This is a genomic window from Streptococcus suis, from assembly GCF_046032515.1.
Taxonomy (GTDB): Bacteria; Bacillota; Bacilli; order Lactobacillales; family Streptococcaceae; genus Streptococcus; species Streptococcus suis_AL.
Genome location: NZ_JARQPJ010000003.1, coordinates 105,499 through 128,466 on the forward strand (window position 1 = coordinate 105,499; position 22,968 = coordinate 128,466).

At 42.1% G+C, this 22,968-nt stretch carries 23 protein-coding genes; 19 read left to right on the top strand and 4 right to left on the bottom strand.

The features are described 5' to 3' along the window. Nucleotides 1–39: 39 nt before the first annotated feature. Nucleotides 40–369 carry a putative quinol monooxygenase gene (locus P7J49_RS02605; RefSeq protein WP_029179292.1) on the bottom strand — a complete coding sequence of 110 codons (330 nt, stop codon included), beginning with the start codon at nucleotides 367–369 and terminating at the stop codon, nucleotides 40–42. 12 nt (nucleotides 370–381) lie between these two features. Continuing rightward, nucleotides 382–1,296, bottom strand: coding sequence for an AraC family transcriptional regulator (locus P7J49_RS02610; RefSeq protein WP_029179293.1), 915 nt, complete (start codon nucleotides 1,294–1,296; stop codon nucleotides 382–384). Nucleotides 1,297–1,407: 111 nt separating this feature from the next. Between P7J49_RS02610 and P7J49_RS02615 the strand changes: the two genes are divergently transcribed. The 18 genes from P7J49_RS02615 (at nucleotide 1,408) to rpsR (ending at nucleotide 17,245) form a co-directional block, all read left to right on the top strand. Further along, on the top strand, nucleotides 1,408–2,889 hold the full coding sequence (locus P7J49_RS02615) for a family 1 glycosylhydrolase (RefSeq protein ID WP_029179294.1): 1,482 nt from the start codon (nucleotides 1,408–1,410) through the stop codon (nucleotides 2,887–2,889). 443 nt (nucleotides 2,890–3,332) lie between these two features. Further along, on the top strand, nucleotides 3,333–4,766 hold the full coding sequence (locus tag P7J49_RS02620; RefSeq protein ID WP_408569215.1) for a 6-phospho-beta-glucosidase: 1,434 nt from the start codon (nucleotides 3,333–3,335) through the stop codon (nucleotides 4,764–4,766). 81 nt (nucleotides 4,767–4,847) lie between these two features. Beyond that, entirely contained in the window at nucleotides 4,848–5,087 is a 240-nt protein-coding gene (locus P7J49_RS02625) for a SemiSWEET transporter (protein WP_029179296.1), read from the top strand. A gap of 223 nt (nucleotides 5,088–5,310) precedes the next feature. Further along, nucleotides 5,311–5,649: a hypothetical protein gene (locus P7J49_RS02630; protein ID WP_024380439.1), complete on the top strand. Its 339-nt coding sequence runs from the start codon at nucleotides 5,311–5,313 to the stop codon at nucleotides 5,647–5,649. Nucleotides 5,650–5,826: 177 nt separating this feature from the next. Then, nucleotides 5,827–6,141: a PTS cellobiose transporter subunit IIB gene (locus tag P7J49_RS02635; RefSeq protein WP_029179297.1), complete on the top strand. Its 315-nt coding sequence runs from the start codon at nucleotides 5,827–5,829 to the stop codon at nucleotides 6,139–6,141. A gap of 50 nt (nucleotides 6,142–6,191) precedes the next feature. After that, a complete protein-coding gene (locus tag P7J49_RS02640) occupies nucleotides 6,192–7,109 on the top strand; it encodes a BglG family transcription antiterminator (protein ID WP_408569218.1) in 918 nt (305 codons plus the stop codon). After that, nucleotides 7,103–8,164: a BglG family transcription antiterminator gene (locus tag P7J49_RS02645; protein WP_336884654.1), complete on the top strand. Its 1,062-nt coding sequence runs from the start codon at nucleotides 7,103–7,105 to the stop codon at nucleotides 8,162–8,164. Before P7J49_RS02640 ends, P7J49_RS02645 begins: the two co-directional genes overlap by 7 nt. 10 nt (nucleotides 8,165–8,174) lie before the next feature. Next, nucleotides 8,175–8,489, top strand: coding sequence for a PTS cellobiose transporter subunit IIA (locus tag P7J49_RS02650; protein WP_029179298.1), 315 nt, complete (start codon nucleotides 8,175–8,177; stop codon nucleotides 8,487–8,489). Nucleotides 8,490–8,503: 14 nt separating this feature from the next. Next, nucleotides 8,504–9,016 (top strand): hypothetical protein, encoded by a 513-nt coding sequence (locus P7J49_RS02655; RefSeq protein WP_050571934.1) that lies wholly within the window; start codon nucleotides 8,504–8,506, stop codon nucleotides 9,014–9,016. Between the two features lie 19 nt (nucleotides 9,017–9,035). Beyond that, on the top strand, nucleotides 9,036–10,385 hold the full coding sequence (gene celB, locus P7J49_RS02660; protein ID WP_029179300.1) for a PTS cellobiose transporter subunit IIC: 1,350 nt from the start codon (nucleotides 9,036–9,038) through the stop codon (nucleotides 10,383–10,385). Nucleotides 10,386–10,789: 404 nt separating this feature from the next. Continuing rightward, nucleotides 10,790–12,256 (top strand): glycoside hydrolase family 1 protein, encoded by a 1,467-nt coding sequence (locus tag P7J49_RS02665; protein WP_099832538.1) that lies wholly within the window; start codon nucleotides 10,790–10,792, stop codon nucleotides 12,254–12,256. A gap of 8 nt (nucleotides 12,257–12,264) precedes the next feature. Next, nucleotides 12,265–12,867 (top strand): histidine phosphatase family protein, encoded by a 603-nt coding sequence (locus tag P7J49_RS02670; protein ID WP_029179302.1) that lies wholly within the window; start codon nucleotides 12,265–12,267, stop codon nucleotides 12,865–12,867. Nucleotides 12,868–12,878: 11 nt separating this feature from the next. Then, nucleotides 12,879–13,496, top strand: a complete 618-nt coding sequence (locus tag P7J49_RS02675; RefSeq protein WP_029179303.1) for a histidine phosphatase family protein — start codon at nucleotides 12,879–12,881, stop codon at nucleotides 13,494–13,496. Next, nucleotides 13,493–14,932 (top strand): 6-phospho-beta-glucosidase, encoded by a 1,440-nt coding sequence (locus P7J49_RS02680; protein WP_029179304.1) that lies wholly within the window; start codon nucleotides 13,493–13,495, stop codon nucleotides 14,930–14,932. Before P7J49_RS02675 ends, P7J49_RS02680 begins: the two co-directional genes overlap by 4 nt. A gap of 82 nt (nucleotides 14,933–15,014) precedes the next feature. Then, on the top strand, nucleotides 15,015–16,004 hold the full coding sequence (locus P7J49_RS02685) for a lipoate--protein ligase (RefSeq protein WP_029179305.1): 990 nt from the start codon (nucleotides 15,015–15,017) through the stop codon (nucleotides 16,002–16,004). A 172-nt stretch (nucleotides 16,005–16,176) separates the two neighbouring features. Beyond that, on the top strand, nucleotides 16,177–16,467 hold the full coding sequence (gene rpsF / locus P7J49_RS02690; RefSeq protein ID WP_024418487.1) for a 30S ribosomal protein S6: 291 nt from the start codon (nucleotides 16,177–16,179) through the stop codon (nucleotides 16,465–16,467). A gap of 11 nt (nucleotides 16,468–16,478) precedes the next feature. Beyond that, nucleotides 16,479–16,973, top strand: coding sequence for a single-stranded DNA-binding protein (locus P7J49_RS02695; RefSeq protein ID WP_002942409.1), 495 nt, complete (start codon nucleotides 16,479–16,481; stop codon nucleotides 16,971–16,973). Between the two features lie 32 nt (nucleotides 16,974–17,005). Further along, nucleotides 17,006–17,245, top strand: coding sequence for a 30S ribosomal protein S18 (gene rpsR / locus P7J49_RS02700; RefSeq protein ID WP_002939250.1), 240 nt, complete (start codon nucleotides 17,006–17,008; stop codon nucleotides 17,243–17,245). A gap of 528 nt (nucleotides 17,246–17,773) precedes the next feature. Here rpsR and P7J49_RS02705 read toward each other — a convergent pair. Both P7J49_RS02705 and P7J49_RS02710 read right to left on the bottom strand, forming a co-directional pair. Further along, entirely contained in the window at nucleotides 17,774–18,430 is a 657-nt protein-coding gene (locus tag P7J49_RS02705; protein ID WP_408569222.1) for a DUF1129 domain-containing protein, read from the bottom strand. 15 nt (nucleotides 18,431–18,445) lie between these two features. Next, complete coding sequence (locus P7J49_RS02710) at nucleotides 18,446–19,390, bottom strand: magnesium transporter CorA family protein (RefSeq protein WP_002939248.1); 945 nt, start codon at nucleotides 19,388–19,390, stop codon at nucleotides 18,446–18,448. A gap of 647 nt (nucleotides 19,391–20,037) precedes the next feature. Here P7J49_RS02710 and uvrA point away from each other — a divergent pair. Beyond that, the gene (uvrA, locus tag P7J49_RS02715) at nucleotides 20,038–22,863 is read left to right on the top strand and encodes an excinuclease ABC subunit UvrA (RefSeq protein ID WP_408569224.1); all 2,826 of its coding nucleotides are present in this window, start codon (nucleotides 20,038–20,040) and stop codon (nucleotides 22,861–22,863) included. Nucleotides 22,864–22,968 lie beyond the last annotated feature (105 nt).

Here is a 22,968-nt window from a genome sequence, read left to right on the forward strand (position 1 = left end):
GTGGTTGGCATTGCCGACCACTTTATCTTTGTATCTTGTTTAGCGTTGAAGAAAATCCTTATCTCGCTTAGGAATGCCCGCCTCATCACTCTGATAGCGTTCAGCGGTGACAGTTAGCTGGTACTTACTTCGCAAGTCTAGGATTTCCTGCATCATTGGAGAAGCATGGTGGATGTCCAAAGCAGCTTGGTCTGTCCAGCTATCAACCAGTAAGATAGAATGGGGATCATCGAGCGGTGCAAAGTATTGGTAACGCTGGTTACCAGCCTGCTGGCGAATGCGGTCGGCAATGCCTCTAGCTTCCATTTCCTGAGCGAAGGCACGTGCATTGTCAGCTGGTCCAGTGTAGTAAAGGTGCATGGTAATCATAGTTGTCTCCTTTTATTTGTTGAAATTGGTATAGGTCCTATTCTTCCGCAATTGCTTGCGATAGCTGCTAGGGGTGGTATGGTAGTATTGCTTGAACTGGCGGTTGAAATTGGACAGATTATTGAAGCCAACTTCGGTCGCAATTTCAAGCACAGGCTTGAGAGTGTTTGTCAGGAGCTCGGTAGCTGCCCGCAGTCGGACTTGGATGATAAATTCCATACAGGAAGTTCCTGTTTGCTGCTTGAAGATTGTCATAAAATGGGTTTTTGTATAGCCCATTTGCTCTGCTAGCTGCTCGATGGTGAGATTTTCTGCATAATGTTGTTGGATGTATTCAATCAACAACCGCAGTTTTTCATTTTTCCGATACATATCATCAGTATTTTTTCGGACGATGTAGCGGTAGCGGTAGAGCAGGTAGAAGAAGTCAAAGAGTCGGCTCTTGAGAGGTAGCTCAAAGTAAGGTGGCTGGTGTCTGACCAACTCAAAAATGGTGAGCAGGCATTGTCTAATCTCTGCGTAGCCAGGATCTTGGGGCTGGATGCGTGGAATACACTTGAAAACATCTGTCTGTAAGGGTTGCAGGTAGAGCATACTGGTCTGATCTAGGTGAGATGCCCCTAGCATATCCAAGTGAAAGAGAAGGGTATCCGTTTCATGTCCCCGTTGCTCAATCGGATGGATGGAATGCGCAGCATTGGGTCGGATCAGGATAATATCACCAGCCTGACTATTGAAATAATCATAGTCGATATGGTAACGGGCTGTCCCTCCGTAAACATAGTTGATTTCAAATTCATTGTGCCAATGAAAGAGAATGTCAGGAATGCCATCCATGACACAGGTATGGTAATACTTGTAGGGCAACAAACGACTATCGTAGTCAATGGTGTGCTTAAACTGTTTATCCGTTAATGGCGGTTGCATACTTTCCTCCTTTTCGTAGGATAGTATCATTATAGCATATTATTTGAGAAGAAAAGGGTTTCAAATCTGTTTATACTACATTTGTTAGAAAAAAGATAAGGGAGAAGAAACATGTCACGTTTTCCAAAAAATTTCCTCTGGGGAGGAGCTATTGCAGCTAACCAGGCAGAAGGTGCCTATAATGTGGACGGACGCGGTTTAGTCCAGACAGACGTTACAACAGGAGGATCTGTCAACAGCCCCCGCTATACGACTTACATTGATAAGGACGGCAAGCCAGGTAAATATGCTTCTATGGGGCATGCTGGCGGTCATCTGCCAGAAGGGGCGACCTATGCCGTCCTAGAAGACCACTATTATCCAAACCACAAGGCTGTGGACTTCTACCACCGCTATAAAGAAGATATCAAGCTCTTCGCAGAAATGGGTTACTCCGTTTTCCGCTTGTCGATTTCATGGGCACGGATTTTCCCAAATGGTGATGATGCAGAGCCAAACCAAGCAGGTCTTGATTTCTATCGTTCTGTCTTTGAAGAATGCCGCAAATATGGCATTGAGCCATTGGTTTCCATTTGGCACTTCGATACACCTTTGAGCTTGGAGCAACGCTATGGTGGTTGGACCAATCGTAAGTTGATTGATTTCTATGTCCGCTATGCTGAGACAATTTTTAATGAATATAAGGGGTTGGTGAAATATTGGATTACCTTCAACGAGATTAACAACACTATCATGTTTTTGGATATGTTTAGTGAACCAACGGATTCTGATTACCAAGATGCCTACCAACACTTACATCACCAGTTTGTTGCCTCTGCCAAGGCTGTAAAATTAGGCCATCAGATTGATCCGAACTATCGATTCGGAAACATGATTTGTGGAATTACTTTCTACCCAGGAACCTGTGACCCTGCGGATATTTTAGAAAATCAACACAAATGGGAACAGAATATTTTCTATTGTAGTGATGCACAAGCCAAAGGTCGTTATGGTTCCTATGCAAACAGACTGTGGAAGGAACACAATGTTGTATTGCAAATGGAAGAGGGAGACCTTGACATCCTTGCTGAAGGTAAGGTGGATATGTATACCTTCTCTTATTACATGTCAACCGTTGTGACTACTCATAAAGTGGAAGACACGGTTTCAGGCAACTTCTCAATCGGTGCCAAGAACCCTTACTTGACCTATTCAGATTGGGGTTGGGCTCAGGATCCGACTGGTCTTCAATACTATCTTGAGAAAATCTACGACCGCTATGAAATTCCGATGATGATTGTAGAAAATGGTTTGGGAGCTTTGGATACAGTTGAAGAAGATGGCTCTATTCACGATGAATACCGTATCGACTACCATCGTGCCCATGTCAATGCGATGGCAGATGCCATTGCTAATGGTGTTGATTTGATCGGCTATACGACTTGGGGCTGTATTGACCTAGTATCAGCAGGAACAGGTGAAATGCGAAAACGCTACGGTTTTATCTACGTTGATATGGATGACGCTGGAAATGGGACACTTGCTAGAACACCAAAAGATTCATTCTACTGGTACAAGAAAGTCATTGCCAGCAATGGTGAGGATGTAGAATAAGGAAGACGGCGAAGTGTTGTTTCAGAGCGTAGACAAACTCCTAAAAAATATAAAAAATTGAAAAAGTTTGCGAAAGATAGCAATTCACTAAACTCTTAGAAATGTTGATATTTCAGTGTTTCTGAGAGTTTTTTATTTTCACCATAAAGAAAAAAGATTGAAAAAAATTGTCCAAAATGGACTTTTTCTTCAATCTGAGACGGCGAAGTGCCGTTTTTCTTTGGAGAGAGCAGAGGATAAATTGATAGAGTACTAGTTGTAGCAGTCTACCAGTTGAATTAACAGTGTACAGGCGACTAATAATGCCACCAGACTAATTTTTTCAATGGAGGCAGGCGCGATTTGTTCATCAGCTATTTCCTTACTGTTACGGAAAAAACTGCAGTGGTTATTTTTGTAACCGTTTGCTAAACTAATAACTATAAAATATACAGGAGGCAATTATGTCTAAATTACCTAAAAATTTTTTATGGGGTGGCGCTGTAGCTGCTCACCAACTTGAAGGTGGCTGGCAAGAAGGTGGAAAAGGGATTTCTGTAGCAGATGTGATGACTGCAGGAAGACACGGGGTACCTAGAGAAATTACAGCTGGTGTATTAGAAGGAAAATATTATCCTAATCATGAGGCCATTGATTTTTATCATCGCTACAAAGAAGATATTGCACTCTTTGCAGAGATGGGCTTCAAGTGTTTCCGTACTTCAATTGCATGGACACGTATTTTTCCAAAGGGAGACGAACTGGAACCAAATGAAGCTGGCTTGCAGTTTTATGATGACTTGTTCGATGAGTGTTTAAAATATGGGATTGAACCTGTCGTCACCCTATCACACTTTGAATTACCTTATCATTTGGTAACGGAGTATGGTGGTTTTAGAAATCGTAAAACTATTGAGTTTTTTGCGCGTTTTGCAGAGACCTGCTTCCGTCGTTACAAGGATAAGGTCAAATACTGGATGACCTTTAATGAGATTAACAACCAAGCAAACTATCAGGAAGATTTTGCACCGTTTACTAACTCAGGTATCGTTTATCAAGAAGGTGAAAATCGTGAAGCAGTTATGTATCAAGCGGCCCATTATGAATTAGTTGCCTCTGCACGCGCCGTTAAGATTGGGCATGAGATTAACCCTGATTTCCAGATTGGCTGTATGATTGCTATGTGTCCGATTTATCCTGCGACTTGCAAACCATCTGATATTTTGATGGCACAAAAGGCGATGCAAAAACGCTATTACTTTGCAGATGTTCATGTGCATGGTTTCTACCCCGAGCATATCTTGCGCTACTGGGAAAGAAAAGGTATTAGCGTTGATTTCACAGAGGAAGATTGCGAAGTTCTGCTAGAAGGAACAGTTGATTACATCGGTTTCTCATACTACATGAGTTTTGCTATTGATTCTCACCGCGAGAATAATCCTCATTACGATTATCTTGAGACAGAGGACTTGGTAAAAAATACCTATGTCAAGGCTTCTGATTGGGAATGGCAAATTGATCCCGAAGGATTGCGCTATGCATTAAACTGGTTTACAGATATGTATCATCTGCCACTTTTTATCGTAGAGAATGGCTTTGGTGCGATTGACCAAGTTGAAGAAGATGGCATGGTGCATGATGATTATCGCATTGACTACCTTGGAGCACATATCAAGGAGTTTATCAAAGCAGTTGATGAGGATGGGGTTGATTTGATGGGATATACGCCTTGGGGCTGTATTGACCTGGTATCAGCAGGGACAGGTGAAATGCGCAAACGCTATGGCTTTATCTATGTTGATAAAGATGATGAAGGCAATGGAAGCTATGCCCGCTCTCCTAAACGCTCATTCGCATGGTATAAAAATGTCATCGCAACAAATGGTGAGGAAGTTTAATGAGAAGACCTCTGTAGCGTAATAGCTACATGGGTCTTCATTTATGTTTTTTAGTATTGGTATGTTAAAGGAGAAAATTATATGGTTGGTATTATCGCAGCTTGCTTAACTACCTTTGGATTTGTACCTCAGGTTATCAAGGTAGTTAAGACAAAGGATACAGAGTCGATTTCGTTAGGAATGTATATGATGTCTGTGACAGGGATGTCCTTATGGTTGTTCCATGGTATTATTCAAGGAGATACGGCCCTCATTATTGCTAATAGCCTATCTGTAACATTAGCAGGTATTATTTTGGTCTATAAATTAGTCTACAAATAATGCACAATTCCATCGATAAAAGAATTTTTAGCAACAGTGAAAAACATTGAAAACGCTTGACTTTTTTTGCAAAAGGAATATAATGATGACAAATAAATATTGGAAGTGTGATTACTATGTTATTTGTACCACTTTTTTTAAGGTTTAACCTTTTTAAACCACCAAGATAATCGTTTTTTCTAGTTGTTTGTAAGTGAGTCGTATCTTGGAAAAGAGGTTTATTATGGAATCTATAGTTGGAATAATTGTTATTGTAGTTGTTATGGCTGTTCTGGTTTATTTATTGATTAATATGTGGAAAATCAGAGCGACTTCAGCTGGTCAGACGGATGACACTACGCTATACTTTGTAAGATTTAAGGGGGTAAATCCGCCAGACTTAGCAAATAGTAGTGTCTTTAATCGGGTCGCCAAAATCCAACGCACTAAAGGGGATACCTATCAAATTAGTTCAAAAGTTAGTGATGCTAAACTGAAAGATTTGATTATGGATGAATTTCAGCTCAAATCTTCTGAGGTTGTAGTTTACTATCCTCCTCGTCTTTTCTTTTATGCATCATAGTCGCAACTCTTCGGAGTTGCTATTTTTTTGTTTCTGGAGAATAGCGGAAAAGCGGTATATTTTAGTAGCGAAATTTCCGTAGTGGTAAGGAAATACTTCCTATGGAAAATGTAAGCGTGTTCATATAAAATAAAATCATAACAAAAGTAAATAATAAAATAGTTGGAGGAAAATCCCATGGTAAAAGCTTTGATTATCTGTGCAGGAGGCATGTCTTCTTCACTTATTGCTAAAAAAACACAAACTCTTTTGGAAGAACAAGGTCATACAGTGGAAATGAATGCTGTCGGTGTTCCAGAAGGTGGTAAAAAAATTAATGCAGCAGAGTATGACTTATACTTGATTAGCCCTCAGACAAAAATGCACTTTAAGCAATTTGAAGAAGCAGGGAAGAAAGTTGGGAAACCTGTGGTCCAAATTCCACCTCAGGCCTATATTCCGATTCCGATGGGGATTGAAAAAATGGCTAAATTGGTCTTGGATAATATCTAGTTCTTTGCTATCATGGATGGTATATTGATTTGAAAAGAGGCTAGTTATTTATGCTAAATACTAAAGAAAAAATGATATTGCAGTATCTTTACCAGCACCAAAATAGTTTTTCAACCAGTAAAGCATTAGCAGAGCATTTTTCTTACACAGATCGTACTATCCGAACATATATCAAAAAATTAGTATCTGACATATCTGAGGAAGATTCAGGGTTCACTATTTTATCAAAACAAGGATATGGTTATCGGCTTCGGATTAGTAACGAGGAAAAATATCATCGTTTTCTATCAGAGAACCAACTGAATGTTAGTATTGATTATAGTGATGCTGAGAATCGTTATAGACAAATCTTGAATAAACTTATATTCGAGGAAGAGACTATCTTGTTTGATGATTTAGCTGATCAACTTTTTGTTAGTCGCTCAACTTTATCTCATGATTTTAAGTATATTCGAGAGCAACTTATTCCCTATGGACTGAGTATTGAAAGTAAACCCTATAGAGGTGTTTATGTAGTTGGTGAGGAGCGACAAAAACGTCGTTTTATCATGGATTACTTTTTTAGTGGTCATTTTTATCAAAATATTCACCAGTTTATGGCTAGTGATAAACATATAGATCTAGTCTTACCTTTTGAAGAATTAACTATCGTAGTATTAGATGAATGCCGTGACAATCAGTTAAAACTTTCAGATTATATTATTCAAAATTTAGTGGTTCATCTAGCGTTAGCGATTCAACGCTACCAAAAAGGATTTACGATTTCCCCTATTTATATTGATAAAGAGAAATACGCTAAAGAATTGGATGTAGCTACAAAGATTGCAAGGCGTTTGTCCAGCCGTCTGGGAGCAGAAGATAGGATTCCTGAGGAAGAAATTACATATATTGCCGTACATTTAATTTCAAAAAATGACACGGGGGGGGGGGAGAAAACGAACGTTATAGTTTGCACCAAGCCTTGTTAGAAGTTTTAGAACGGTATGATAATCAATTTGGTTATAAGTTTTCGTATGATTATTCTTTAATAGATGGTTTGCTGACACATTTGGCAGTTCTTCTAGAACGACTTCAGCACAGTATTCATATTGATAATCCGTTACTTGAAGATATTAAAACAACCTATCTTGATAGTTTTAATTTGACACGAATGATGATGTCTGAATTGGTTCCTTTTCAGTCCTATATCTTATCTGATTCGGAAATAGCATATGTAACGCTACATTTGATGGCTTCTATAGAGCGTCAAAAAGAAAAATACAAACTAAATGTTCTGGTTATCTGTGCAACAGGCTACGGTAGTGCTCAGATGCTGAAAAATAGGATTAAAAATGAACTTGGGCAACAGGTATCCATATCAGATGTCATCGGTTACTATGATTTAGATAATCAAAAGTTGCAGGGGATAGATGTGATAATGTCAACCATCGACTTATCTGGTTTGGTGTTTAAGGTCCCTGTTATAACTGTCAGTGTCTTTTTAACGGATCAGGAAGTTAAGGAAGTTAAACAACGATTGGCGGACTTGAGACCTAGTCTCCAAAAACTACAGGTAGTGGAAAGAGAAAGTAACTTGGAGAAATACTTTGATCAGTACTTCTCAGAACAACGATTTTTAGTTGTTGAGTCAGCTGAAAAAGAAATGTTATTAAAGCAAATGATTTCACAATTGGAGAGCGAAGGTCTAGGAAATCACCAGGAATTTTATAAATTAATTGAGGTTCGTGAAAGCTTGAGTACATTGGTATTTGATAAAGATATAGCTGTTCCTCATCCCCTAAAACCCACTAGCGAAAAGCACATGATTTCTGTTGCGGTTATAAAAAATGGTCTATATTGGGAAGAAGGCTATGGGCAGATTAGATTGGTTTTCTTAGTGAGTCCATCTATATATACAAATGAAGGTCTATCAACCATTACCAATCGATTGGTAGATTTGGTAGATTTACCAGAAGTCAAGAAAGACATAATAAACTCTCCTGATTTTGAAACATTCAAACACGTTTTTTTACAAAGAGAATAGAAGGTGACATATGAATACAGAAGAATTACAAATAGCTGCATTTGGGATCATCCTCAGTAGTGGTAATGCGAGAACCGTTGTTCACGAAGCTTTTGCTGCTATGAGAGAAGGTGATTATGATAAGGCAGAAGAGTTATTGGAAGCAGCCAATGCTGATATGCTTGAAGCCCATCATGCACAAACTGGCCTTCTGCAGAAATATGCAAGTGGTACTGAAGTGAACGTTGAAATTATCATGGTTCATGCGCAGGATCACCTAATGACAACAATGACTTTACGTGAGGTAGCGCTTGAAATGTTAGCTTTGTATCGTAAAGTTGGCTAGAAAGAGGATATGGGATGAGTAAGGGAATGGCAAGTAAAAAGCTACAGAAAACACCAGAACAATTAAAACAAGAGTCTAAACGCAAAAGTCAGCTCTTTAATCGCTATATGCTGTTTCGTTATAGTTTAGCAGTATTCTTCTTTGCAAATCTATACTGGCTTCTGGTTCAATTATTTAAACCAAGCTTGTATCTTATCCTGCCCTCGCTTATGCTGATTGCAGTAATCATTGCGACGGCAGAACAATTTAAGTTGTATAGTGCTGAGGAGCCTCGATTGACAAAGACAGAATTTGTATTAAGGGCACAAGCAATCTTGCAAGGGCTAATTGTGGTTTTAGTGATTTTGGGTCAGATCTCAACCCTCTTTCCAACATTTACAAACCATCCAGCTGCCAAGACACTTGTAATTGGTTTGCAGGTGTTAGGTCTTGCTTTAGTTGTTCTCAATATAAAAAGGTTGGAGCAGGTAAAGCAAAATACCGATAAATACTACCTACGTTTTCAAATAATAAGAAAATATCTTTAAAATTTTAGGAGGTCTTCTCATGGAAGAACAAAAAGGGTTCTTTGGACTATTAGATAAATATCTGATGGGACCAATGGGTAAACTGGCATCTTACAAAGTTGTACGTGCCATCACAGCTGCAGGTATGGCTGCCGTACCATTTACGATTGTTGGTTCGATGTTCTTGGTTTTCAGTATCTTACCACAGGCATTTTCATTCTGGCCAGTTGTTGCAGATATTTTTGCGGCATCATTTGATAAATTTACCCCACTCTATATGGTTGCCAATACTGCTACTATGGGGGTGCTATCACTTTATTTTGCACTTGCTATTGGATATGAATTGACAAAAATTTACGCTGAGGAAGAAGAACTTAATTTGACTCCGCTTAATGGGGCGCTCTTATCCCTCTTTGCTTTCATCATGACCGTTCCTCAAATTATTTTTGAAGAAGGCGCGATGTCGGCAGTCAGCTCTCTTGAAGAAGGCGCAGTAATTGTTGATGGTTGGGCAATGGGTGGTGGCGTAACACGCTTTGGGACAACAGGTATCTTCACTGCTATCTTAATGGCGGTTGCAGCAGTTCTTTTGTACCGCATGTGTGTAAAAAATAACTGGGTAATTAAAATGCCAGAATCTGTTCCTGAGGGTGTGTCTCGTGGTTTCACTGCTTTGATTCCATCATTTGTCGTAGCCTTCTTTGTAATTTTCTTGAACGGTGTATTGGTTGCGCTTGGTACTGATATATTTAAAGTTATTGCAATTCCATTTAGCTTTGTTGGAAATTTAACAAATACTTGGATTGGTTTAGTTATTATCTACTTGTTGACTCAGGCACTTTGGGTAGTAGGTATTCACGGTGCAAATATCATCTTTGCTTTTGTTAGTCCAATTGCACTTGCAAATATGTCTCTTAATGCAGCTGGTGAACGAATGATTGTTGCAGGTGAATTTTCAAACATGTTCGTCATTGCAGGTGGTTCTGGAGCAACTCTCGGTCTCTGTATCTGGCTTGCAACACGTGCTCGTTCTGAACAATTGAGTGCGATTGGTAAAGCAGCAATTGTTCCGGGTATTTTCAACATCAATGAACCACTGATTTTTGGTTTGCCAATCATCTATAATCCAGCACTTGCAATCCCATTCATGCTTGCACCAATTGCATCTATGACAGTGTATTACTTCTCTATGAAGTTGAATCTTATCAATGCAGTTGTTGCTCAAGTACCATGGCCAACTCCAGTTGGTATCGGTGCCTTCCTTGGTACAGCTGACTGGCGTGCAATTGTTGTTTCAATTGTTTGTGCAGTTGTTGCCTTCCTTGTTTACTATCCATTCATTCGTGCATACGATAAACAGTTGCTAAAAGAAGAAGCGGCAAATGCTTAAACTAGAGAAACTCCTTGACTTCTTCTAAGTCCAAGGAGTTTTTCTATAAGAGAATATCAGGAGACATTGTTAGATAAACATAAGATAGTATCATATTTGCTTTCTTCTTTCTAAATCAGAGGAGCTGAGGTAGGGCAAGAGAAGAAGATTTTTTATAGCTGACTTGATGAAGCGATTATCAATACAGATGGAGGCTTAAAAAATCTCTACTACTTTTGCTAATACTGATCGAGAGAAAACCTCTCCCTTGTTCCAAGTTTTAATTGGGATATTATCTAATGTTTTAAGATTAGTGATAATTGGAAATAGCATAGAATAGTATCAGTTTGGCATATTATCACGTAGGAATGAATGGAGTTCTTTTGCTATTATATAGCTAATAAAGTCAGAAGGAGTATTGTGCTATGACAAAACAATTTCCAAAAGGATTTCTTTGGGGCGGTGCGACAGCGGCCAACCAATATGAAGGTGGTTGGAATTTGGGAGGTCGTGGTCCAGCCACTTCCGATACCTATATAGCGGTCGATCCAGATAAGCGGAAGGATATGAGTCACTTTGGTAAGCCTGTCTCGCGGGCTGATGTGGAATTTGCCTTGGCAGATCAAGAAGGGCTCTACCCAAAACGTTGGGGTTCTGATTTCTATCATCGCTACAAGGAAGACATCGCCCTCTTTGCAGAAATGGGCTTCAAGACCTTCCGCTTGTCGATTGCCTGGTCTCGTATTTTTCCAAAAGGAGACGAGTTAGAACCGAATGAAGAAGGACTGGCCTTTTATGATGCGGTCTTCGATGAGCTGAATAAATATGGTATCGAGCCACTGGTGACCCTATCCCACTATGAATTTCCTCTTCATCTTGCTCTGGAATACGGCGGCTGGAAAAACCGTAAGGTCATAGAGTTCTTTGTTCGCTATGCCGAGACAGTATTCAAACGCTATCAGGGTAAAGTTAAGTATTGGTTGACTTTTAATGAGATTAATATTTTGGGCATGGTTGGTTATCTATCAGGCGGTCTTCTCTTTGAAGACGGAAAGAATGACCTAGAAGCCATGTACCAAGCAGTTCACCATCAGTTTATCGCTTCTAGTTTGGCAACAAAAGCTGCCCATGAGATTGACCCAGAAAACAAGGTTGGTTGCATGCTGGCACGGATGGAGAACTATGCAGCCACCTGCAATCCAGACGATGTCTTGGCGGCCTTGAAAAAAGACCAGGAAAATCTCTTCTATACAGATGTGCAGGTACGTGGAGCCTACCCAAGTTATATGAAACGCTTCTTCAAAGAAAACAATATCCAGGTCGTGTTCGAGCCGGGAGACGAAGCGATTTTGAAACAATATCCTGTTGATTTCATGAGTTTTTCTTACTATATGACATCCATCACCCGTGCTCTTCCAGACAAGGACAAGGCAACGGCAGGTAATTTGATACTAGGAGAGGCCAATCCTTATCTGGAAGCGTCGGACTGGGGCTGGCAAATTGACCCTGTCGGACTTCGTATCACCCTCAACAAGCTCTATGACCGTTACCAAGTTCCCCTCTTCATCGTGGAAAATGGTCTGGGAGCCTTGGATAAGGTGGAGGCAGACGGCAGTATTGAGGATGGCTACCGTATTTCCTACCTGGAAAAACACATCCAGCAAATGTATGAAGCTATTGAAGATGGTGTGGAGCTCATGGGTTATACCCCTTGGGGCTGTATCGATCTGGTTTCTGCTTCAACCAGCGAAATGTCCAAACGCTACGGCTTTATCTATGTGGATGCGGATGATCAAGGAAAGGGCAGTTTTGACCGATCACGGAAGGCATCATTCTACTGGTATAAAGATGTCATTGCCAGCAATGGAGCCAATGTATTGACAGAAAAATAGGAGGTCTTATGACAAAAACGATTTATCTCATGCGTCACGGTGAAACCCTCTTTAATACGCAAAAACGAGTGCAGGGTTGGTCGGATTCTCCCTTGACAGAATGTGGTATCGCTCAGGCCCAAGCCGTTGGTCAGTATTTTAAGGAGCAGGGAATCGTCTTTACCAGTGCCTATTCTTCCACGCAAGAGAGGGCTACTGATACACTAAAATTAGTCACGGATGCTCCCTACCAACAGCTCAAGGGGCTCAAGGAGATGAACTTCGGGATTTTTGAAGCTAGAGAGGAAGAATTACTTCCCAAGCCTCGTCCTGGAGCTCGTTCTTTCGAAGACCTCTTGGTTCCATTTGGAGGCGAGGACATTCGAGCAGTTGGAAGTCGTGTCAAAGAGGCGATTCTCTCTGTCGCGGAAAGCGATCCAGCTGATCCAATCCTCATGGTCAGTCATGGTGCAGCCATTTGGGGATTGGTGCAGGTTTTGGAGGTCACCTTCCCACCAGGCGTCTTCCTACCCAACTGTGCCATTTGCCAGCTGACTGTTGAAAATGAGCAAATAAGATTTGAAAAACTGATTGATTCCGCACATGATTTTAAGGTTTATGACTTTAAGTAGGGAGGTTTAGTATGAACTATCTTTACTTGATGCGTCATGGACAGACACGGTTCAACCTCCAAGGACGGATTCAAGGTGCTTGCGATTCTCCTCTGACAGAAGAAGGAAAGGAACAAGCACGGGCTGCTGGTCGGTATTTTCAAGAGCAGTCTATCTCTTTTGATAAGATTTATTCTTCTACTCAAGAACGGGCCTGTGATACGGCAGAATTGGTAACAGGGAGGACGGACTATATCCGCTTAAAAGGGTTGAAAGAACAGGATTTCGGAGCCTTCGAGGGTCAACAGGAATACCTCAATCCTCCCTTACAGGGAGACATTGGCTACGGTGATTATTTTGTCACCTTTGGAGGCGAATCCTATCGAGATGTCCGAAAACGTATGGAAGAAACCATTGGAGGCATTATGGAAGAAGCGGACAATCAATCCGTTTTAGTAGTTAGCCATGGAGCCGCCATTGCCCAATTTTTCAGACAGGTATTGACAGATTTTCCGCGAGTGCGGATGCGGAATTGTGCCATACTGACTTTTACTTATGAAGACGGTCACTACGATTTGCAAAGCATTGTGGATCCCGTTAATAAAGAAACTCTCTATCAAAAAGAAGGAAAGGAAATGGAGAAAAAATGACAGTAACAAAAGTATTTCCAAAAGGATTTTTATGGGGTGGTGCAACAGCAGCCAACCAATGTGAAGGAGCTTACGATGTAGACGGACGTGGTCTTGCCAACGTCGATGTTGTGCCGATTGGCGAAGACCGAGCTGCCATTATCACTGGTCGTAAGAAGATGTTTGACTTTGAGGACGGTTATTTCTATCCAGCCAAGGAGTCTATTGATATGTATCATCACTTCAAGGAGGATATTGCTCTCTTTGGTGAAATGGGCTTTAAGACCTATCGTCTTTCAATCGCCTGGTCCCGTATTTTCCCTAAGGGAGATGAATTGGAGCCTAATGAAAAAGGCCTGCAATTCTACGAGGACTTGTTTAAGGAATGCCACAAGTATGGTATTGAGCCCTTGGTGACCATTACCCACTTTGACTGCCCGATGCACTTGATAGAGACCTACGGTGGCTGGCGAAATCGTAAAATGCTTGAATTTTACGAACGCCTTTGCCGTACCCTCTTCACACGCTACAAGGGCTTGGTCAAATACTGGCTGACCTTCAACGAAATCAACATGATTCTCCACGCACCATTTATGGGGGCTGGTCTCTACTTTGAAGAAGGCGAACATGTGGAACAGGTCAAATACCAGGCAGCCCACCACGAGCTTGTTGCTTCTGCCATTGCCACAAAATTGGCCCATGAAATCGATCCAGAAAACAAGGTTGGCTGTATGTTGGCCGCAGGTCAATACTACCCTCACACCTGTCACCCCCGTGATGTATGGGAAGCTCTGCAAGAAGACCGTGAGAACTATTTCTTTATCGATGTTCAGGCACGTGGCTACTATCCAAACTATGCCAAGAAGAAATGGGAACGTGAAGGTATCGAGATTGAAATGACCGACCAAGACCTAGCACTCCTGAAAGAGCATACGGTGGACTTTATTTCCTTCTCTTACTACTCTAGCCGTGTGGCTTCTGGAGATCCTGTAGAGAAGGAAAAAACAGCAGGCAATATCTTTGCTTCCATTAAAAATCCTTACCTAGACGCATCAGAATGGGGCTGGCAGATTGACCCACTCGGTTTCCGCATTACCATCAATTCCATATGGGATCGCTATCAAAAACCACTCTTTGTGGTTGAAAATGGTCTGGGAGCAGTCGACACGCCAGATGAAAACGGCTATGTGGAAGACGACTACCGTATCGACTATCTCCGCCAACATGTCCTAGCTATGCGTGACGCCATTGTCGAAGACGGTGTTGAACTTCTAGGTTACACCACTTGGGGCTGTATTGACCTGGTGTCTGCAGGAACGGGCGAAATGAAAAAACGCTACGGCTTCATCTATGTTGACCGTGACAATGAAGGAAATGGAACCCTCAAACGCTCTAAGAAAAAATCATTTGAATGGTATAAAAAAGTCATCGCTACAAACGGAGCAGATGTGGAATAAAGTAGAAAGACAAGTCTTGTGGCTTGTCTTTTGTTATCGTTTCCACTATAATAAAAATTAGTTAACAATAAAGGAGTTTCGCATGAAATACATCGTAAACAACAGCAACGACCCAGCTTACAACATCGCCCTCGAAGCCTATGCCTTCAAGGAATTGACAGACATTGACGAGATTTTTATCCTTTGGATCAATGAGCCTGCCATCATTATAGGTAAGCACCAGAATGCCATTGAAGAAATCAACAAGGAATTCACAGACGAAAAGGGCATCCATGTGGTTCGCCGACTGTCAGGTGGTGGCGCTGTCTATCATGACCTCAACAATCTCAACTACACCATTATCTCAAATAAGGCAGACGAGGGAGCTTTTGACTTCAAAACCTTCTCCAAGCCTGTCATTGATACCCTTGCCACACTGGGTGTAGAGGCCAATTTCACCGGCCGTAATGACCTGGAAATCGACGGAAAGAAAATCTGTGGTAACGCCCAAGCTTACGCTAAAGGCCGTATGATGCACCACGGTTGCCTGCTCTTTGATGTGGATATGTCTGTCCTGGCTAGTGCCCTCAAGGTCAGCAAGGACAAGATTGAGTCCAAGGGTGTCAAGTCAGTCCGTGCCCGCGTGACCAATATCAACAACGAATTGCCAGAGAAGATGACAGTCTTGGAGTTCAAAGATGCTATCCTCAACCAGATGAAGCAAGCATACCCAGACATGGATGAGTATGTCTTGTCAGAAGATGATTTGACTCGTATCCAAGAAATCCGTGATACCCAGTTTGCGACTTGGGATTGGACCTACGGTCAAACACCAGAATACACTGTGGAGCGTAGCGTGCGTTACCAAGCTGGTAAAATCACAACCTACATCAAGGCTGAAAAATCAGTCATCGAATCTATCAAGATTTACGGAGATTTCTTCGGAATTGGTGATGTATCGGATATCGAAGACTTGTTGGTCGGCACCCGCTATGAATACACAGATGTTCTTACCAAATTGCAAGAAATTGACACTACGCACTACTTCTCCCGCATGACGACAGAAGAAGTGGCAAAAGCGATTGTAGCTTAATCTATCAGGCTGTCCATGAACTTGGATAGTCTTTTCTTTTCGTGAAATTGTTTTCAGTAAGCCCTTTTCACTTGCACATTTTCTATATTATGGTATAATTATTTTCTGTGAGTATCCCTCACTTACTCGTGGCTAGACCATGAGTCATTAGACCAAAAGGAGGAACATATCAATGGCTAAATACGAAATTCTTTATATTATTCGTCCAAACATTGAAGAAGAAGCTAAAAACGCTTTGGTAGCACGCTTTGACTCTATCTTGACTGACAACGGTGCAACTATCGTTGAATCAAAAGCATGGGAAAAACGTCGCCTTGCATACGAAATCAAAGATTTCCGCGAAGGTTTGTACCACATCGTTAACGTTGAAGCAAGCAACGATGAAGCTCTTAAAGAGTTTGACCGTTTGTCAAAAATCAACGGCGACATTCTTCGTCACATGATTGTCAAACTTGACGCGTAAGAAGGTAGCTTATGATTAATAATGTAGTATTGGTTGGTCGTATGACCCGTGATGCAGAACTTCGTTATACTCCGTCTAACCAAGCTGTTGCGACTTTTACTTTGGCGGTTAACCGCAATTTTAAAAATCAAAACGGTGAGCGTGAAGCGGACTTTATCAACGTAGTCATTTGGCGTCAACAAGCTGAGAATTTGGCGAATTGGGCTAAGAAAGGTGCTCTGATTGGTGTTACAGGTCGTATCCAGACTCGTAGCTATGATAATCAGCAAGGGCAGCGTGTCTACGTTACTGAGGTAGTTGCAGAAAGTTTCCAACTATTGGAAAGCCGTACTGCCCGTGAAGGTCAAGGTGGAGGCTATTCAGCTGGCAACTCGTTTGCTGGAGGAAATGACTATAACTCACCTTATCAAGCACCTGCACAATCTACACCAAACTTCGCTCGAGAAGAAAGTCCATTTGGAGCAAGCAATCCAATGGATATATCAGACGATGACCTACCATTCTAGGTCTGAAAATAATAATATAAAGGAGAACACACATGGCTCAACAACGTCGTGGCGGTTTCAAACGCCGTAAAAAAGTTGACTATATCGCAGCTAACAAAATTGAATATGTTGATTACAAAGATACTGAGCTTCTTAGCCGTTTCATTTCTGAACGTGGAAAAATCCTTCCACGCCGTGTAACTGGAACTTCAGCTAAAAACCAACGTAAAGTAACAACAGCTATCAAACGTGCTCGCGTAATGGCATTGCTACCATTCGTAAACGAAGATTAAAAAAATGGTCCAGTGGACCATTTTTTCATGAGCTCGGAAATTAGAAGGCGAATCAAGACCCTGACGGGTCTTTTTAGCTTACGACTCTTTTTAGCTTACGACTCTTTTTAGCTTACGACCTAGAAGCTGGAAAGGCGCAATCGCCCTGTGTGGCGATTTTTTCTTGCGCTCTGGAAATGTGAAAAGCGCAATAAGAGTATGGACTGTTTTTTCATGAGCTCGGAAATTAGAAGGTGAATTGAGACCCTGACGGGTCTTTTTAGCTTGCGCTATGAAAATGTGAAATGCGCAATAGCGAGAGCGGGTTATTTTTCATGAGCTTGAAAATGAGAAAGCGAGTAATTGTCTGGTGGATTGAAACAGTCTGGGGATAGACTGTTTCAACCCGAGCCAAGAAAAAATAAAGCGAGTTACAGTCTGTGGCTAGACTGTTTCAACGGCTTGCTTAGAATACGAAAGTATATTGAGTATTCAGATTATCGTATAGATAAACAAAAGCGACTGGAATATTCCAATCGCTTTGTTTTATTATTGAACTGGGGACATGGCATTGCGAATGTTATATTTCTTTTTCAAGAGATAGCGTGCACCGAAAGCTGCTGCTCCGATAAGAATTGTAACAAGTGGTGGTAGAACTGGGTTTAGAGCTGTTGGAATCAATGCTGCCAAGAGAAAAACAAGTGACCATGCCAACGTAGCAAGTCCAAGAAAAGCGATAGCTTTCAGCAATTTAGGACGTTGTCCAGTTTTAATTTGTTCTCTGTAAACGAAATGGTACATCAAGTACATCCCTGCACCAACACCGAAACCGATAACTAAGAGGGTAAAGAATCCATATTGGGCACCTTGTCCTAACAGGTTCATCAAGCCATTGATACCAGCGATGATAGCCAGCATAAAGAGACTAGAATCCAGCCACATCAACCATGGATTTTCATTGTATTCCACTTGGTCTTTCTTTTCCTGTTCAGAAATTGTCTTACTAGCGGCCCATTCACTTGGTGCACCATAGAGATTGCGCGCAGTCACGCCAGTTTTTTGCTTTTCAATAATAGTAGGCAAGATTTCTTCCAAGAGTTCTTTGATTTCACTATCAGTCTTACCATCTTTGATTAATTGGTTGGTAGCAATGTGAATGAATTCTTGATTTTTTTTAGTTAATCCATTAATTTCTGTAAATGACATGTAAATCTCCTTAGGTTAAAACCATCTCTTACGAATGAAGTAGAAGGTGAGTGATAAGCTGATTGCAAAGGCGAAAAGAATAATCCACCAAAATGCATAGGGAATATCGTTAAAAGGAATAATGTTGTCCTTAAAGTTCATACCGTATGCAGAGAAGACCATGGTTGGGATAGATAGAACGATAGTCACCAAGGCCAAGGTTTTCATGATGGTATTTTGGTTGTTGGAAATGATAGATGCAAAGGCATGGGTCATAGAGTTCAGGATGGAACCATAGATGTCTGCCATCTCAATGGCCTGTTGGGTTTCAACCAGGGTGTCTTCCAACAAATCTTCGTCTTCTTCGTATTTTCGTAATAGGCGAGAAGAAGAAGCCAGTTTCTTGACCAACCGCTCGTTGGTTTTCAGGGAAGCCTTGAAATAGACAATGGTTTTTTCCAATTCCATGAGTACAATTAATTCTTCATTTCGAGTGGCCTCATGGAGTTGCTTCTCAATCTCTTCGCTCTTTCTGTCAATGGTCCGTAGGGCTGACAAGTAGAGTTGAGCATTGCGGTAGAGAATTTGGAAAACGAAACGAGACTTCATGAAAGTGAAGAAATTCCGTAGACGACGATGGATAAACTGCTCAAACAGTGGCAATGGTTCCAAACAAGTCGTGATAATCGCATCATCTGTTAGAATAATTCCCAAAGGAATAGTAATATAATATGTCTTGTTGTTTCGTTCTTCAAGAATTGGGACGTCGACCAGGATGAGCGTATAATCATCTTCGACGGTGATACGAGAGGATTCTTCCGCATCGAGCGGTGCTCGCAGGTCAGCGATGTCAATCTTATAGTGCTCAGCAACTTCCATAGACTCGCTCTGGGAGGGGTTGACCAAATTAATCCAAGCCCCTGGTTCAAAGGTTTGAATTTCTTCTAAATCAGTCATGGTTGATAGAAAAATTTGTTTCATATGATACCCTCCTTTTATCTTTGTTGCGTTAACGCAACCTCTATTATACCAAAAAATGTGCAGTTTCGGAAAGGTTTTATATAGAAATGTGGTATAATATGTAGACCGAAAGTTCTAATATGTAGACATCTAAGCGAATGAGTTGTACGGACTTTTCCTTGTTTCGTAACTCATAGCTTAGAGCCTCTTAAGAAAGGATTCGAATGCGTGCTAAAAACCTAGCAAAAAAGATAAATCTTCTCGTGTGTTTGGCATACTTTGCAGATTTCCTATTTTTGTACGGTTTTCTTAACGTGAGATTTTCAAAACGATATTTTTTGAAAATCGAGCTAATACAAGATATAGAAATTGCCCATAGGCAGTTTCGTCTGGTGACGCGGAGTTAATCGACCGTCACCAGTTATCTTGTGAACGCACTTATATCTAGAAAGGAATTGAACACGCCCTAAACGTTGTGTGAAAAATTGCTGGTTTCTTCATGTTTAAGCGTGTGGAACTGGCTTCTGCGTCGTAGACATCTGTGCTTTCTTCGGTTTTCGGCCTGTGAAAGCACTAGTTGTCTTGACGTGGGTGCGTCTTCGAAATCACAGATTTCGGACTTACCGCCTATTTTCACCGTGCGTTTTACGGGCTCTGTATCTTAAATTATGCAAGAAAATATTGTGATTCATGGGGCGCGTGCCCATAATTTAAAAAATATTGATGTGACCATTCCGCGTGAGAAGCTGGTGGTGGTGACTGGGTTGTCGGGGTCTGGTAAGTCGAGTTTGGCTTTTGATACTCTGTATGCCGAAGGCCAACGGCGCTACGTAGAGTCCTTGTCTGCCTATGCTCGTCAGTTCTTGGGCAACATGGACAAGCCAGATGTGGATTCCATAGAGGGTCTCAGCCCTGCTATTTCCATCGACCAAAAAACGACGTCGCGGAATCCGCGTTCGACAGTCGGTACAGCGACGGAAATCAATGATTATCTCCGTTTGCTCTATGCTCGAGTTGGGGTGCCTTACTGTATCAATGGCCACGGAGCGATTGCGGCTTCTTCGGTGGAACAAATCGTTGATGAGGTCTTGGAATTGCCAGAGCGCCAGCGTTTGCAGATTCTAGCTCCGATTGTTCGGAAGAAAAAGGGGCAACACAAGACTATTTTTGAGAAAATCCAGAAGGACGGCTACGTTCGGGTGCGGGTCAATGGTGATGTCTATGATGTATCGGAAGTACCAGAATTGTCCAAGAGCAAGGCTCACAACATTGAGGTCGTGGTCGATCGGATTGTCATCAAAGAGGGCATTCGTTCGCGGCTTTTTGACTCCATTGAGGCGGCCCTGCGGATTGCGGACGGCTATGTCATCATCGACACCATGGACGAGAAGGGAATGCTTTTCTCTGAGTACTATGCCTGCCCAGTTTGTGGTTTTACGGTACCAGAGTTGGAGCCTCGTCTTTTCTCTTTCAATGCGCCTTTTGGGTCTTGTAGCGATTGTGACGGTTTGGGGATGAAGCTGGAAGTGGATACGGATTTGATTGTCCCAGATGCCAGCAAGACCTTGCGTGAGGGTGCCTTGGCTCCTTGGAATCCAATCTCATCCAACTACTATCCTCAGATGTTGGAGCAGGCCATGAACCACTTTGGTGTGGACATGGATAAGCCTTTTGAGGAATTGACGGAAGAGGAGAAGAACCTGATTTTCAACGGTTCTGATGGGAAAGAATTCCATTTCCATTATGAAAATGAGTTCGGTGGAGTGCGTGACATTGACATTCCATTCGAGGGCTTGATTACCAACATTAATCGCCGCTATCGTGAAACCAATAGTGACTATACGCGGACGGTCATGAAGGCTTATATGAATGAGCTGACCTGTGGAAGCTGCCACGGCTATCGCCTCAATGACCAAGCCCTGTCTGTCAAAGTTGGTGGCGAGCAGGGACTTCATATCGGGCAGTTGTCTGACTTGTCCGTAGCGGATCATCTGGAAGTCATTGAACATCTGACCTTGTCTGAAAATGAAGCGACGATTGCGACACCGATTGTCAAGGAAATCAAGGATCGCCTGTCCTTCCTTAATAACGTTGGTCTAAATTACCTAACCTTGTCTCGAGCAGCAGGAACCCTGTCTGGTGGGGAGAGCCAGCGGATTCGTTTGGCGACTCAGATTGGCTCTAACCTGTCTGGTGTCCTCTATATTCTGGACGAGCCGTCGATTGGTCTGCACCAGCGGGACAATGATCGTCTCATTGCCAGCTTGAAAAAGATGCGTGATTTAGGCAATACCTTGATTGTGGTGGAGCATGATGAGGACACCATGCGTGAGGCGGACTGGTTGATTGATATCGGTCCAGGTGCAGGTGTCTTCGGTGGAGAAATCGTGGCTTCTGGAACGCCTGCCCAAGTAGCTAAAAATAAAAAATCCATTACAGGCCAGTACCTGTCTGGCAAACGTGAAATTCCAGTTCCTTTGGAACGTCGTGTTGGCAATGGTCGATTCCTGGAGGTAACAGGTGCCAAGGAAAACAACCTGCAAGATGTGACTGTTCGTTTCCCACTCGGAAAATTTGTGGCGGTGACAGGGGTGTCTGGCTCTGGTAAGTCAACTCTGGTCAATTCCATTCTGAAAAAAGCTATTGCTCAGAAACTCAATCGCAATTCGGACAAGCCGGGCAAGTTCAAGTCCATTTCAGGAATTGAACACTTGGACCGCCTGGTTGACATTGACCAAAGTCCGATTGGACGGACGCCGCGTTCTAACCCAGCTACCTACACAGGTGTCTTTGACGATATTCGGGACCTCTTTGCCCAGACCAATGAAGCCAAAATCCGTGGCTACAAGAAGGGACGTTTCTCCTTTAACGTCAAAGGTGGACGGTGTGAAGCTTGTTCTGGTGATGGTATCATCAAGATTGAAATGCATTTCTTGCCAGATGTCTTTGTACCTTGTGAAGTCTGTCATGGACACCGTTACAATTCTGAAACCTTGGAAGTACACTACAAGGAGAAAAATATCGCTCAGGTCCTTGATATGACAGTCAATGATGCGGTCGAATTCTTCAAACACATTCCGAAGATTGAGCGGAAACTTCGCACCATTCAAGATGTGGGCTTGGGCTACGTTACTCTAGGTCAGCCAGCAACCACTCTATCAGGTGGGGAAGCCCAGCGGATGAAGTTGGCTTCTGAACTCCACAAGCGGTCAACTGGTAAATCCTTGTATATCTTGGATGAGCCGACGACAGGTCTGCATACGGAGGACATTGCCCAGTTGCTCAAGGTCTTGGCTCGCTTTGTTGATGATGGCAATACTGTCCTTGTCATCGAGCACAATCTGGATGTCATCAAGACAGCCGACCACATTATCGATATGGGGCCAGAAGGCGGTGTCGGCGGTGGTACCGTTGTTGCGACAGGAACGCCAGAAGAAGTAGCAGCTAACCCAGCCAGCTTTACAGGCCAGTATTTGAAAACCAAGTTGAAGTAAGCAAGTAAAAAAGAGCCATCGGCTCTTTTTTTGGAGCTTACACCGATTTTTTCTACGCTTGATAAGCTAGTACAAATCTGATAGAATATAAAAAATAAGTTTCTT